This is a genomic window from Alishewanella aestuarii B11, assembly GCF_000280055.1.
GTDB classification, from domain to species: Bacteria; Pseudomonadota; Gammaproteobacteria; order Enterobacterales; family Alteromonadaceae; genus Alishewanella; species Alishewanella aestuarii.
On sequence record NZ_ALAB01000039.1, the window covers coordinates 75,051 to 88,919 of the forward strand.

Consider the following 13,869-nt stretch of genomic DNA (forward strand, 5'->3'; position numbering starts at 1 on the left):
TTTGACGTCGATTAAGCGTAAGCGTCAAAAAACCAGCATTTTACCTTGCAAGCCAGCGCTTAGCTTGTACAATGAAAATAAATAATCAGAAAAATCGCGCTGTTATGTCTCTCACACCACCGCTATATATCTTTGATTTACAGCCACAACGGGCTGAACGTTTATCTACTGTACTGAGCTTTGTGACCGAACCGCATCAGTTGCTCGGTGCCGATACTTTACAGGATAAATTGCAGCAACAGCCTGAATCCGTAGTGATATTGGGAGCGACAGGTGTGGTTGAACCCGCGGTGCTGGTCAGGCAATTTCCGGCCTCGGCGTTTCTGGTGATTGGCGACGCCCTGTCTTATCTGCTCGAGCATGCCAATGTGGTTGGCGTATTAAGCGAGCCCTTTGTTTACAGCAGCCTGACACAGCTACTGCGCGATGCCCAGCAATATCACCGCCTGCTCCCCACCCATAAACAACCGGAATTACTGGCGAAGTTTGATGGCATGGTGGGGCAGACTGCCGCGATGCAAAAAGTGCGGTTCTTAATTCAGCAAGTAGCGAAAACCGAGGCCAATGTGCTGGTGCTCGGCCCCTCCGGTACCGGTAAAGAAGTGGTAGCGCGCAATATTCATTTACTGTCGAACCGTGCCAGCGGGCCCTTTGTGCCGATTAACTGTGGTGCTATACCGGCAGAACTGTTAGAAAGCGAGCTGTTCGGCCATGAAAAGGGCGCCTTTACCGGCGCGATTTCTACCCGCAAAGGCCGTTTCGAACTGGCGCAGGGTGGCACTCTGTTTTTAGATGAAATCGGCGATATGCCGCAGCCGATGCAGGTGAAATTACTGCGAGTATTGCAGGAGCGTATTTTTGAACGGGTAGGGGGCGCTCAGACTATCAAGGCGGATGTCAGAATTATTGCCGCCACCCACCGCGATCTGGAAACCATGATCGTTGATGGCAGTTTTCGCGAAGATCTGTATTATCGGCTGAATGTCTTTCCGATTGAAACACCGGCACTAAGCGAACGCGCTGATGACTTGCCGCTGCTGATTAACGAACTTTTGAACCGGCAATATCAGGCGCATCAGGCCCGGGTGAAATTTACCGAACGGGCGATTGAAAGCCTGAAGTTACATAGCTGGCCCGGTAACGTGCGTGAACTGGCCAACCTGCTGGAGCGGCTGGTGATTATGTATCCGGATCAGGTGGTAGATGTCGCTGAGTTGCCAAAAAAGTATCAGCATTTGGAAGTCGATTCCTATCAGCCGGTGTATCCGGAAGCACTGCAAGAGCGGGATTTACTGAATTCACTGTTCCAAAGCTCTGAACCCGAGCCTGATATTGACAATGACAATGTAGAGCAAACTGATAGCGCCGAGCTGCAGCTGATTTTTGCGCAAAGTTATGCGCAGCCGGTAATGCAGGATTTGCCCGCCGACGGTTTGGATTTAAAGGAGTTTTTGTCTGAGCTTGAGGTGCGGTTTATTTCACAGGCGTTAGAGCGCCATGATTATATTGTGGCCAGAGCTGCTGAAATCCTCGGTTTGCGTCGTACTACCCTAGTCGAAAAAATGCGCAAGTATAATCTGGGGAAAGAAGAGTAACGCCGCCGCTCCGGTGTCCAGTGTGAACAAAAGCTAAGTAGTAAACGTCAACACGCCCTAATAGGCAAATCACGGCTGACGTTTTTTTGACTCTAAATATCTATTAATAATTAATGCCTTATGCTTGGCATGCTCTCTGCATATACAGTCGTTATGCAAGGCTAGAGAGTATGTTGTGTTATGTCAGATCCTGTTTGTACTGTTGCCAAGGCAGACGCTGTGCCATCGGCTGGCCAGACCCAGCCGTTGGTCATATCAAACGCTGCCCGGCTGGAACATATTCTGCGCGCCTTACCCTCTGGCGTCATTATCCTCGATGCCAAAGGTCGGGTTGCCGAAGCGAATCCTCAGGCCTGTAGCATGTTAGGCGAACCCTTGTTGGGGCAGAGCTGGTTACAGGTGATTGGTCGGGTATTTCAACCCCGCTCTGACGATGGTTTGGAGGTATCGCTAAAGGATGGCCGGCGCTTAAAGATCGCCATCAGCGCACTACACCCGGAGCCCGGGCAACTTATTGTTATGACGGATTTAACCGAGACCCGGGCTCTGCAGCACCGGCTGCATCATTTACAGCGCTTATCGACGCTCGGCAAGATGATGGCCACGTTGGCACACCAGATCCGTACCCCTTTATCCTCAGCAATGCTGTATGCCGAAAATCTGACTAACAGTAAACTGGCCGCGGCACAACGTGGCCAGTTTCAGCAGAAGCTGGTGTTACGGCTGCAGGAGTTAGAGCAGCAGGTAAACGATATGCTGCTGTTTGCCCGCTCTGGCAGTGCCCAGGCGGTGCAGCCGTTGCAGCTGAGCGCTTTGCTACAGCTGTTTCAGGAACGTAGCGAAACCCTATTGATGCAGCACCATGCCAGGCTGCAGCTGACAGCTCCAGACACTGAGGTGCAGTTGCTGGGGAATACGCAAACCCTGTGTGAAGCCCTGCTTAATCTGTTGCAAAACAGCTTGCAGGCCTGCACTGAACCTTGCCTGTTCCGCATTGAGGCTCGGCTGCGGGGAACTGAACTGGTGTTGCTGCTCAGCGATAACGGGCTGGGGATCCCGGATGCGATTCTGCCGCAAATCTTTGAGCCTTTTTTCAGTCAGAAAGCCGGAGGCTCCGGTCTTGGCCTGGCCGTGGTGCAGGCGGTATTGCAAAGCCACCATGGCCAGATTAGCTATCTTAAACCGGCACAGCGGCCGGCAGGGACACTCAACGGCGCTTGTTTTGAGTTGCGTTTACCTTGTCTGGCTGCCGATCTCATCCCGACTGCACAGGAGATTGCCTATGTCTGAGCTTAATCTATTGATTGTTGAAGACGACAACGGCTTGCGCGAAGCCCTGACCGACACCCTGCTGCTGGCCGGCTTTACGCCGCTCAGCGTGGCAAGTGCCGAGGAAGCGTTATTGCTACTGCAAAAACAGCAGGTGCAGTTGGTTATTTCTGATGTTCAGCTCGGCTCGGTATCAGGTTTAGGTTTGCTGAAAACACTACGGCAGCAATACCCGCAGTTGCCGGTATTGTTGATGACAGCCTATGCCAGGGTGCAGGATGCGGTAGAGGCCATCCGCCTGGGGGCTATCGACTATCTGGCGAAGCCCTTTTCGCCGGAAGTGCTGGTTGCTATGGTTAGCCGTTATGTGCAGCCAGCAACGCAGAGTGCACAGCAGCCGGTAGTGGCCGATCCGCAAAGCCTGGCGCTGTTGCAACTGGCGCAAAAGGTTGCCAAAAGTGATGCCAGCGTGATGATTACCGGCCCCAGTGGCTCCGGTAAAGAGGTGTTAGCGCGTTATATCCATCAGCAATCCGGTCGTAGTCAGGCGCCTTTTATCGCGATTAACTGTGCGGCGATTCCGGAAAATATGCTGGAAGCAACCTTATTCGGCTATGAGAAAGGCGCCTTTACCGGGGCAGTGCAGGCGTGTCCCGGCAAGTTTGAGCAAGCCAATGGTGGCACCTTGCTACTGGATGAAGTGACAGAAATGCCGCTTAACCTGCAGGCTAAACTGTTACGGGTGTTGCAGGAGCGCGAGGTTGAGCGTCTTGGTGGTCGCAAGGTACTAAAACTGGATTTACGGATCCTAGCCACCAGTAACCGGGATCTGCGCCAGGCGGTGGCTGAAGGCGTACTGCGCGAAGACCTCTACTACCGGTTAAATGTTTTTCCACTTGGCTGGCCAGCGCTAGCCGCGCGGCCGGGCGATATTCTGCCACTAGCCAGTTTTTTACTGGCGCGCTATGCCAAACAGCACGGCAAGGCTACACCAGCTTTCAGCGAGGACGCAGAGCTGCGACTGCTCAGCTATCATTGGCCGGGTAATGTCCGGGAACTGGATAATGTGATACAGCGGGCGCTGATCCTGCAAACTGGCCCGCAAGTCACCGAGCACGATATTCTGCTGGAAGATCTGCCCTTTGTTCCTAGCATAGCGCTTGACGACCATACTGAGCTGCCCGCAAGCGACAGCAACTTTAAAAGCGAACTGCATCAACAGGAGCATAAGCTGATATTGGCAACGCTGCGTGCCTGCGACAACAGACGTAAAGAGGCGGCGGCCCGGCTTGGTATCAGTGATCGTACCCTGCGCTATAAACTAGCCAGAATGCGCGAGCATGGTATAGAGGTGGCATAACCCTTGCTTTAGTCCCTGTCAGAAGCAGCAAATTTTTGACAGGCACTATTATGCAAATCAAAGGTCAGGCGTTATACGCACAAATGCAGTCCATGGCCAGCCAGGCCAGAGCCTTACCGGCAGACGCTAAACCTGCCATGGATATCGCGCCGGTTAATGGTAGCCAGTCTGATTTTACTACCCTATTTAAAAATGCCTTGGGCAACGTTAATACTCTGCAGCAACAGGCCGGTGCTATGCGCAATGCTGTTGAGCTGGGCGATCCCCGGGTATCGCTGGCGCAGGCCATGATTGCCTCGCAAAAATCTTCGTTAGCTTTTGAAGCCACGGTGCAGGTTCGCAACAAGTTGGTCGAAGCTTACAAAGAAATCATGTCGATGCCGGTTTAAATTGGCGCCTGTTAGGAGAGTATTGTGGCAGAAAATCAATCAACAGAGCTGGCGCTGAGCAACACTGACTTTAACCCGGAGCCGGCCGCACAACCAAAAACCGGTATCATGGGCGCCTTCAATAGCGGTGGCGACTTGATGCGGCAATTGACGCTGGTGATCGCGCTGACGATCTGTCTGGCGATTGCCATTCTGATTATTTTGTGGGCCAGAGCGCCGGAACTGCGGCCACTGGGTACCTATAGCACTCAGGAATTAATCCAAACGCTGGATCATCTGGATGCGCAGAAGTTTAAGTACAAACTGGAAGGTAATGTCATTCTGGTTCCGGAGAATACACTGCAACAGGTACGGCTTAGTTTATCCCGCGCCGGTATGAGTAACGAACCGTCTTTGGGTACGGAGTTTTTATTGCAGGACAGTGGCTTTGGCGTCAGTCAGCGGCTGGAAATGGAGCGTTTGAAGCATAGTCGCGAGCAACAGTTAGCCCGCACCATTGAAGAGCTGCAAAGTGTGGCTCGTGCTCGCGTATTACTGGCAATCCCGAAAGAAAATGTGTTCGCCCGCCAACAAGCACAGCCGTCGGCGACCGTGCTGGTAACAGCGCGCGGCGGGCGGGTGATCCGAGACAGCGAAGTGGATGCGATTGTTGATCTGGTCGCCTCTGCGGTACAAGGGCTGGCACCCAGCCGTGTCACTGTGACCGATCAGAATGGCCGCTTATTAAATTCCGGTTCTATTGATGGCAGCGCAGCACGCAACCGCCGCGAACTGGAGATCCAACGTAGCCGCGAAGACGAATACCGTCAGAAGGTTGACTCTATCCTGATGCCTGTGCTGGGCGTAGGTAACTACACCGCGCAGGTTGATCTGGTCATGGACTTTACTGCCGTAGAGCAAACGCAAAAACGCTTTAACCCGGATCTGCCGGCAGTGCGCAGTGAAATGATTATTGAGGAAAACAGTGTCGGTGGTGGCAGCAGTGGTATTCCCGGTGCGCTGTCCAATCAACCACCGATGCCGTCCGCTATTCCTGAACAAGCAACAGGTACGGCATCACAAGCCGTAGTACCAGGGCGGAATAGTCGTGAAGCGACCCGTAATTTTGAGCTGGATACTACCATCAGCCATACCAGTCAACAAAGCGGCGTGATCCGCCGGCTGAGTGTCTCAGTCGCCGTTGACTATAAAGCCGCTACTGCCGAGGATGGCTCGGTTGCGATGACACCCCGCAGCCAGGCGGAACTGGAAAATATCCGGCGTTTATTGCAAGGTGGGGTTGGCTTTGACGCCCAGCGTGGTGATACTATCGAAGTCATTGCCGTACCCTTTGTACGTGAAGCTGTCGATGCTGACGTCAGTACACCTTTCTATCTGGAGGACTGGTTCCTGCAAGTGGTGAAGGTCGTAGTCGGTGGTTTGCTGGTGATCGTGATTATGTTGGCGATTGTCAGACCTATGCTGCAAAAACTGATGAATCCGGCAGATACCAGCGATACTTATGACGAGCATTCATTATCACAGGGCTTGGATCTGGGCGATGATTTTGATGCCACTGCCTCGGTGTTTGACGATAAAGCGGTGGGCTTTGCCCCGGATGGTACCCTAATGTTACCTGACTTACATGGTGATGAAGATTTGTTACGCGCAGTGCGGGCTCTGGTTGCCAATGAACCTGAACTGTCCTCTTTGGTCGTCAAGAACTGGTTAGCTGAAGATGAGTGAGAAAAAAGCCGTTAAAGAATTTGATATCAGCAAGCTTGACGGTGTTGAGAAAGCTGCCATCCTGCTGCTGAGCTTATCAGAAGAAGATGCTGCCCAGATCCTGAAACATCTGGAGCCGAAGCAGGTACAGAAAGTGGGTTTGGCGATGGCACAAACCACTGATCTGAATCAGGCCAAAATTGCCGCGGTGCACCGGCGCTTTATTGAGCAGATCCAGAACTTCAGTACCATTGGCTTCCAAAGCGAGGAATTTATCAAGCGTGCTCTGACAGCAGCGCTGGGTGAGGAAAAAGCCGCTAATCTGATAGACCAAATCGTATTAGGCGGTGGCGCCCGCGGTCTGGACTCGCTGAAGTGGATGGATTCAAAACAGGTTGCCAATATTATCCGCAATGAGCACCCGCAGATCCAAACCATTGTTTTATCCTATCTGGAGCCGGAGCAGTCAGCCGAAATTCTATCCCAGTTCCCGGAGAAGGTGCGGCTGGATCTGACGATGCGGATCGCCAACCTGGAAGAGGTACAACCGGCGGCGTTACAAGAATTAAACGAAATTATGGAGAAACAGTTTGCTGGTCAGGCCGGTACCCAGACCGCGAAGATGGGTGGCCTGAAAGCGGCTGCCGATATTCTGAACTATCTGGATACCAACCTGGAAGGTCAGCTGATGGATGCTATCCGTGAGCATGACGAGGAAATGGCACAACAAATTCAGGATCTGATGTTTGTGTTTGAAAACCTGATTGATGTCGATGATCGTGGTATTCAGACGATACTGCGGGAAGTGCAGCAAGATGTGCTGATGAAAGCACTGAAGGGCACGGACGAGAATCTGAAAGAGAAAATCTTCAAAAACATGTCGAAACGCGCAGCTGAGCTGTTACAGGATGATCTGGAAGCCATGGGGCCGGTGCGCGTCAGCGAAGTGGAAACGGCGCAAAAAGAAATTCTGTCGATTGCCCGTCGCTTATCTGATGCCGGTGAAATTATGCTCGGTGGCGGTGGCGGTGAAGAATTCCTCTAAGGCCAGCTGAATGAGTAACCAAGATGCGTTCCGTTACAAGAAACCGTTCTCACCAGACGCAGAGGTCGAAGATCTGCTGCGTGCCTGGCAGACGCTGGATCTGACTGCCGAGGTGGAGCAGGATGAGACCACCAACGCACTGAACCTGAAACGGCCGACCTCGTCAGTGGTAGCCCAGGAAGAAGACAGCAGCGAAATCAAGCCGCTTACTGCGGATGAGATTGAACAGATCCGGCAGGCTGCGTATGAAGAAGGTGTAGCTCAGGGTAAAGAAGAAGGCTTTAGTCAGGGTTATCAGGACGGACGTTTGCAAGGTCTGCAGGATGGCACGGCGCAGGGATTGGCTGAGGGTAAGAAACAAGGCCTGATGGCAGTGCAACCGGAAATTGATGAAAAACTGGGCCAGCTGACCTTGCTGCTGGACCAGCTACAACAACCGTTGGCCGGTTTGAACCAGCAGGTAGAGCAGAGCTTGCTGGAGTTAGCCCTGGCAATGGCCAAGGCGGTGATTGGGGTCGAGGTCAAGACCAATCCGCAGGTGATCCTATTGGCTGTACAGGAAGCAACTGCCGCATTACCACTGAAAACCGAACTGATGCGGATTAAATTACATCCTGATGATCTCGCCATTATCCGTAGTCATTACAGTGACGAGCAAATACAAGCCCAACACTGGCAACTGCTGGCCGATCCCTTGCTTGAGCGCGGTAGTTGCCTGGTCGAAGCTGAAAAAACCAGTGTTGACAGAAGTTTGACGCAACGCATTAACAGCAGTCTGGAACACTTCCTGCATCAGGCCGATAACGAACACTAATCAGGCCCTCCGGCCGTTGTGACAGTGAGCTAAGATGGCTGAACCCGCTAAACTGCAGCAGTTTTTGCAGCAACAACATCAATTTATTCAATCCAGCAAGCCTGCGGTGTCCGGCCGTTTGGTGCGGGTCGTCGGTTTGACCCTGGAAGCCACCGGCTGCAGCGCTGCCATTGGTCAGGCGTGTTTAGTTGAGGGTGCCCGTGGCGATCTGCTGGCTGAAGTGGTTGGCTTTGCACAGGATAAAGTGTTTTTAATGCCGCAAGAGGATATCGAGGGCGTGGTACCGGGTGCCAGGGTAACTCCGTTACTGCAGTACAAAGGGGTACCTCTAAGTATGAGCTTATTGGGGCGGGTGATTGACGGTGTTGGCAGACCTCTGGACGGTAAAGGCCCCATCGCGGCGACGCAGTTTAGCAGTGGCAAAGGTAAAGCCATAAACCCTTTACACCGGCGTCCGATTAAACAGCCGCTGGATGTCGGCGTCCGCACTATCAATGCCATCCTGACAGTGGGAAAAGGCCAGCGTATGGGCCTGTTTGCCGGCTCTGGGGTCGGAAAGAGCGTACTGCTCGGCATGATGACCCGCGGCACTGCCGCAGATGTTATCGTGGTCGGGCTGGTCGGTGAGCGTGGTCGGGAGGTAAAAGAGTTTATCGATGAGATCCTGGGCGAAGACGGTAAAAGCCGGGCTGTGGTCGTGGCGGCGCCGGCAGATGTTTCGCCGCTAATGCGGCTAAAAGGCTGTGAAACTGCGGTTCAGGTTGCGGAGTATTTCCGGGACCAGGGGCTTGATGTGTTATTACTTATTGATTCGATCACCCGCTATGCCCAGGCCCAGCGTGAAATAGCGCTGGCCGTTGGTGAGCCGCCCGCGACTAAAGGTTACCCCCCTTCGGTGTTTGCCAAATTACCGGCACTGGTTGAGCGGGCCGGTAACGGTTCTGGCCACCAGGGCTCAATTACGGCCTTTTACACGGTATTATCTGAAGGCGATGATTTACAGGATCCGATTGCCGATGCGTCGCGGGCGATCCTGGATGGTCATATCGTGTTATCGCGGCAACTTGCTGACGCTGGACACTTTCCTGCCATTGATATTGAGAAGTCAATTAGCCGGGTGATGCCGGCCGTTACCAGCGAAGAGCATCAGTTACTGGCGCGCAGTATTAAGCAACTCTATGCCAGCTACCAGCAAAGTAAAGATCTGATCGCTATCGGCGCCTATGTTCGCGGTAGTGATCCCCAGTTGGATCTGGCTATTCAGTTGTTACCGCGGATCAATCAGTTCCTGCAGCAGGGGATGAAAGATGTGGTGCCTTACGATGATTGCCTGAGCGCATTAAGCCAGTTGGCGCCAAATCAGCGGGGTAGAGCATGAGTAGTAAACTGGCCCTGCTGATCAAAGTACAGAAAGAACGCGAAGAGCAACTGCAGGCAAATTTTGTCCGGGCACAACAGATGTACCAGCAAGCCGAGCAAAAATATCAGGGGCTTGCGCAATACCGCACTGACTACATCCAACAAAGCCAGCAGCAGGGCTCAATAGGGCTGGGCGGCAGGCAGTATAACCAGTTTCTGGCCTTTATCAGCAAATTAGATGAGGCATTAAGCCAGCAAGCGCGGGTGGTACAGCAAAGCCGAAACGCAGCTGAACAACGCAAACAAAGCTGGTTGAAGATGCAAACCAAACGTAAGGCATTAGAGAAATTGCTGCAGTTAGCAGCTGAACGTGAACAGCTGACGCAGGAGCGGCAGCAACAAAAACTGGCAGATGATTATGCCCTGCAGCGCTTTATGCAGCAGCGGCTGTTGCTAAACAGTGACTAAGCAGAGGCAGCGGGTCAAACCGACAGCGTGAGCTGGCGCGCCGATGTCATTACCCCGGGTCACTGAAAACTGGCGCGAATTTTGAATGTAATTTGTCAGCAGTACTGTGACAAGCATTTTTGCAGCGCAAAGATGGCGAACAAATAAAGCCCAAGGTCAGTCAGTGCACAAGCTAATACTGACCGCAGGCGCAAGTAGCAACGGATTACAGGTATATCTCTATGACGCAAGGTGTGCAGATATCAATGCTGTTAAACCCGGCAGAGTCGCTGGCATTTAGCGAAGTGCCGGGTTTTGCCACTACGGCGGAGGCTGGCTATAACGGCGAAACCACTTTTGCCCGCTTGCTCAGTGACGAACAACAACAACAGTTGCCGCAGCGGCAGTCTGTTGCCGCTGTACCCAGCCAGCTTGCCTCCCCTGAACCCGTTGCAGAAGCTGAGCTGACTCCGCTACCGGTACCAGCCGTTGTGGCAGCGGATCCGGCCGGGCAATCAGTGGCAGCAGCTGCTGAATCAATACCAGTAGAATTGTCTGATGCGGACATTGCCGTCTGGTCCGAAATTTCGTTACCGCCTGTTGAACCTGAGCCGGTTGCACAGCAGGCGGCTATTTCCTGGTTGGGCTTAATTGAACAGGCAAACCAAACCAGTGCACAGTTGGATAAAAAGCGTTTTATGGCGATCCAACAGCAGTTAATGCAGCACCAGGTAATTGAACAGCAAATCGGGCCTGTACCAGAGTCGCCATTATTACCGGCAGAGCAAGCAGAGTTAATTTTCAGTCAGCAGTTTGACACCACAAGACAACAGAGCAGTAGCAGCCCGACAACTAAAGTTGGCACGGCGCAGCAATTATCAGAGCCTGTAATATCTGCGCCCGCTATAGCGGCGTCGGCTACTGAGCCATCAGGCACCGAGGTTGAGCAAGAAACGGCTCAAGCCAACCTCGACCCCGTGCTGCAACTTCAGGCGAAGTCGGAGCGAACCGCTGTCACGCAAGCAGCGGCTGATTTAGAACGTACGATCATGCAGCCGGTGGTCAGTGCCAAAGCTGCAGGCGTTACCGACGGTCAGGCTGATAAAGCGATAGTCAGCACGCCGACTTCTGCTGTGCCGCAGACGCCACTTCAGCCAGCGATAGCTCCGGAAACTACCTCTGCCGCGCTGCTTACGCCGGAGCAAGAAGTTGTTGAACTGATGCAACAGATGCTGCCGTCCCAAGCGGCTCAGCAGACAGCCCCGTTGAGTAGCAGTAAAGCCGTCGCGGATCCAACAGTGCCAGTGGATAAAACGCCGGTTGAGCCAGTTGTTGTTATTAACGATGTAGCTGAGGTCGCTACCCTGGCTGTTACGGCAGCGCCTCAGGCTGTCAGCCAGTCTGCGGCGCCGCTGCAAGCTGCGGTTAGCCGTGTTGCGGGAACCTCGCCGGCAGCAAAGGGAACAGCGGAGCGGCATAGTAAAGTTGACAGCGAAACAGCGTCACGCGAACGCAGTGCTGGTCGTAACGTCAGCCTGACAGATGCGATTCCGCCAGTGGAAACCAGCGCAGACAAAGCCTTGCCGCCGATTAGTCGGTTGGAGGTCGTGCTAGCCGCAAACAGCGCCAGCGCAGTGCAAGTGCAAGCTGGCAACTTAGCTGAAACGACGACCCAATTACAAAACCGGTTTGAGCAGCAGCTTATACAGCAACAGAAAGCGGATGCTCCGGTTGCCAGTCCAGAGCTGAGTGCGAAATTAAAGCAACTGAATCTGCAGCAGCAGGATGCCACTTTGCAGCTGCGTGAGCGGGTGCATGTAATGGTCAGACAAAATATTCAGGTTGCCGAAATCCGGCTTGATCCTGCAGAGCTTGGTCAGATGCAGATCCGGGTAAATCTGCAGCAGGAACAAGCGTCAGTGCAATTTATCGTGCAGCAGCAAGCAGCAAAAGAACTATTGGAGCAGCAAATGCCCCGTTTACGGGAAATGTTACAGCAACAAGGGATCCAATTGGGAGAAGGCCAGGTGCAGCAGCAAGAGCGGCAGCAAACCGGTCAGAATAGTCAGGGGCAGCAGCAAGGCACAGAATTGGCTGATACAGGCGATGACGCAATGCCGACCCAGCAAATTAAGGTTAAGCTTTCTGAGCGTTTGGTTGACTACTATGCTTAAGCAACAGCCAACTGTCTGACTTTTCATTTACAAAGTTTCGGGCCGGTGAGCATAATAACATCTTTACAGTGGGGCTGAGGGAGCCGTGGTATGGCGGAAAATGAACTGGAATTGGTCGATCAGGGTGCAAAAAAGAAAAAACTGATCATTATCGGCGCAGCGGCCGGCCTGCTACTGGTATTGGCGGTGGTGGCATTTTTTCTGTTAAGTGGCGGTGACAGCAGTGCGCCTGTAACCACTGAGCAAGCTGGTGTTGAAACCGGCGCTGGCCCAACCGTGGCGCAGGGCTCGGCGCTTTATGTGCAGATGCCACGACCTTTTGTGTTTAATGTTGCGGGGGCAAACCGGGATCGGCTGGTACAGATCCGGGTGCAACTGATGGTCCGTGGCGATGCCAATCAGGCGCTGGCGATGCGGCATATCCCATTAATTGAAGGAACTTTACTGGCGACCTTTAGTACCGCCAGTGCTGATGAATTAATAACGTCAACCGGGAAAGAACAATTAAAGAACAAAGCGCTGATCGATTTGCAAACCGCGATGCTGGATGTGGTGGGCAGTGCTGTCGTCGCAGAAGTTTTGTTTACCGGTTTTGTGATGCAATAACAAGAGTGAATAACAGTGTCTGACTTACTATCGCAGGATGAAATTGATGCGCTGTTACATGGCGTCGATGAAGTCGAAGAAGAAGAAGTAGATAGCAGCGATGGCGCCGATGGCGGGCGCACGGTGCAGTTTGACTTCTCATCCCACGACCGTATCGTTCGTGGTCGTATGCCTACGCTGGAAATGGTAAACGAGCGGTTTGCCCGTCATATGCGGATCAGTTTGTTTAATATGATGCGCCGCACTGCCGAGGTGTCAATCAACGGCGTGCAGATGATCAAATTCGGCGAATATGTTCATACCCTGTTTGTACCGACCAGCTTAAATATGGTGCGGTTCCGGCCATTAAAAGGTACCGGCCTGATCACCATGGAAGCGCGTTTGGTGTTCATTCTGGTAGATAACTTCTTTGGTGGTGATGGTCGTTATCACGCCAAGATTGAAGGCCGCGAATTTACGCCAACAGAGCGGCGTATTATTCAAATGCTGTTAAAACTGATTTTTGAAGATTACAAAGAAGCCTGGGCACCGGTAATGGATGTCTCGTTCGAGTATCTGGACTCTGAAGTCAACCCGGCAATGGCGAATATCGTCAGCCCGACAGAAGTGGTGGTGATTAGCTCCTTCCATATCGAACTGGACGGTGGTGGCGGCGATTTTCATGTCACCTTGCCGTATTCGATGTTGGAACCGATCCGCGAACTGCTGGATGCGGGTGTGCAGAGCGATAAGGAAGATACTGATCTACGCTGGTCAAAAGCGCTGCGTGACGAGATTATGGATGTGAAAGTTGACCTCAGTACCAAGATGCTGGACGTGGACTTGACCTTGCGTGACATTATGGAACTGAAAGCCGGTGACATTATCCCGGTTGAGATCCCGGAGCATATCACGGTATTAATCGAGGACTTACCCACCTTCCGCGCTAAGCTTGGCCGCTCACGGGACAATGTAGCGCTGAAGATCACCGAGAAAATTAAGCGGCCAGAGTCGGCGAAATCCGAAATGCAGGTCTTTACCAAGGGCGGCAGGCGCCTGGATAACGATGCCGATATTTTAGAATTAGAGGCTGATTTAAATATCAGCGAACGAGACAGAAGGTAACGA

The 13,869-nt window shown here is 52.8% G+C and carries 12 protein-coding genes; all 12 read left to right on the forward strand.

Annotation, left to right across the window (positions count from 1 at the left end):
- Window positions 1-104 precede the first annotated feature (104 nt).
- The 12 genes from AEST_RS14650 (at window position 105) to fliM (ending at window position 13,866) form a co-directional block, all read left to right on the forward strand.
- Window positions 105-1,595 carry a sigma-54 dependent transcriptional regulator gene (locus AEST_RS14650; RefSeq protein ID WP_051030632.1) on the forward strand — a complete coding sequence of 497 codons (1,491 nt, stop codon included), beginning with the start codon at window positions 105-107 and terminating at the stop codon, window positions 1,593-1,595.
- 180 nt (window positions 1,596-1,775) lie between these two features.
- Window positions 1,776-2,885, forward strand: coding sequence for a sensor histidine kinase (locus tag AEST_RS14655; protein WP_008609973.1), 1,110 nt, complete (start codon window positions 1,776-1,778; stop codon window positions 2,883-2,885).
- Window positions 2,878-4,224 (forward strand): sigma-54-dependent transcriptional regulator, encoded by a 1,347-nt coding sequence (locus AEST_RS14660; RefSeq protein WP_008609974.1) that lies wholly within the window; start codon window positions 2,878-2,880, stop codon window positions 4,222-4,224. Before AEST_RS14655 ends, AEST_RS14660 begins: the two co-directional genes overlap by 8 nt.
- Window positions 4,225-4,274: 50 nt before the next feature.
- Window positions 4,275-4,613, forward strand: coding sequence for a flagellar hook-basal body complex protein FliE (gene fliE, locus AEST_RS14665; protein WP_039925582.1), 339 nt, complete (start codon window positions 4,275-4,277; stop codon window positions 4,611-4,613).
- 24 nt (window positions 4,614-4,637) lie between these two features.
- Window positions 4,638-6,338, forward strand: coding sequence for a flagellar basal-body MS-ring/collar protein FliF (fliF, locus tag AEST_RS14670; protein ID WP_008609976.1), 1,701 nt, complete (start codon window positions 4,638-4,640; stop codon window positions 6,336-6,338).
- Window positions 6,331-7,362, forward strand: a complete 1,032-nt coding sequence (gene fliG, locus AEST_RS14675) for a flagellar motor switch protein FliG (RefSeq protein ID WP_008609977.1) — start codon at window positions 6,331-6,333, stop codon at window positions 7,360-7,362. Before fliF ends, fliG begins: the two co-directional genes overlap by 8 nt.
- A 10-nt stretch (window positions 7,363-7,372) precedes the next feature.
- Window positions 7,373-8,176, forward strand: coding sequence for a flagellar assembly protein FliH (gene fliH, locus AEST_RS14680; protein WP_008609979.1), 804 nt, complete (start codon window positions 7,373-7,375; stop codon window positions 8,174-8,176).
- Between the two features lie 34 nt (window positions 8,177-8,210).
- The gene (fliI, locus tag AEST_RS14685; RefSeq protein WP_008609980.1) at window positions 8,211-9,554 is read left to right on the forward strand and encodes a flagellar protein export ATPase FliI; all 1,344 of its coding nucleotides are present in this window, start codon (window positions 8,211-8,213) and stop codon (window positions 9,552-9,554) included.
- Window positions 9,551-10,003, forward strand: coding sequence for a flagellar export protein FliJ (gene fliJ / locus AEST_RS14690; protein WP_008609981.1), 453 nt, complete (start codon window positions 9,551-9,553; stop codon window positions 10,001-10,003). The genes fliI and fliJ overlap by 4 nt, the downstream gene beginning before the upstream one ends.
- Window positions 10,004-10,224: 221 nt before the next feature.
- Window positions 10,225-12,156, forward strand: a complete 1,932-nt coding sequence (locus AEST_RS14695; protein WP_039925583.1) for a flagellar hook-length control protein FliK — start codon at window positions 10,225-10,227, stop codon at window positions 12,154-12,156.
- Window positions 12,157-12,246: 90 nt separating this feature from the next.
- On the forward strand, window positions 12,247-12,762 hold the full coding sequence (gene fliL / locus AEST_RS14700) for a flagellar basal body-associated protein FliL (protein ID WP_008609983.1): 516 nt from the start codon (window positions 12,247-12,249) through the stop codon (window positions 12,760-12,762).
- 15 nt (window positions 12,763-12,777) lie between these two features.
- Window positions 12,778-13,866 carry a flagellar motor switch protein FliM gene (fliM, locus tag AEST_RS14705; RefSeq protein ID WP_008609984.1) on the forward strand — a complete coding sequence of 363 codons (1,089 nt, stop codon included), beginning with the start codon at window positions 12,778-12,780 and terminating at the stop codon, window positions 13,864-13,866.
- The last annotated feature ends 3 nt before the right edge of the window (window positions 13,867-13,869 follow it).

Excerpts from the sequence above, each read along its gene's own strand:
- fliH (WP_008609979.1), top strand. The coding sequence starts at position 7,373 with ATGAGTAACCAAGATGCGTTCCGTTACAAGAAACCGTTCTCACCAGAC.
- AEST_RS14695 (WP_039925583.1), top strand. The coding sequence starts at position 10,225 with ATGACGCAAGGTGTGCAGATATCAATGCTGTTAAACCCGGCAGAGTCG.
- fliL (WP_008609983.1), top strand. The coding sequence starts at position 12,247 with ATGGCGGAAAATGAACTGGAATTGGTCGATCAGGGTGCAAAAAAGAAA.
- fliE (WP_039925582.1), top strand. The coding sequence starts at position 4,275 with ATGCAAATCAAAGGTCAGGCGTTATACGCACAAATGCAGTCCATGGCC.
- AEST_RS14660 (WP_008609974.1), top strand. The coding sequence starts at position 2,878 with ATGTCTGAGCTTAATCTATTGATTGTTGAAGACGACAACGGCTTGCGC.
- fliG (WP_008609977.1), top strand. The coding sequence starts at position 6,331 with ATGAGTGAGAAAAAAGCCGTTAAAGAATTTGATATCAGCAAGCTTGAC.
- fliJ (WP_008609981.1), top strand. The coding sequence starts at position 9,551 with ATGAGTAGTAAACTGGCCCTGCTGATCAAAGTACAGAAAGAACGCGAA.
- AEST_RS14650 (WP_051030632.1), top strand. The coding sequence starts at position 105 with ATGTCTCTCACACCACCGCTATATATCTTTGATTTACAGCCACAACGG.
- fliI (WP_008609980.1), top strand. The coding sequence starts at position 8,211 with ATGGCTGAACCCGCTAAACTGCAGCAGTTTTTGCAGCAACAACATCAA.
- AEST_RS14655 (WP_008609973.1), top strand. The coding sequence starts at position 1,776 with ATGTCAGATCCTGTTTGTACTGTTGCCAAGGCAGACGCTGTGCCATCG.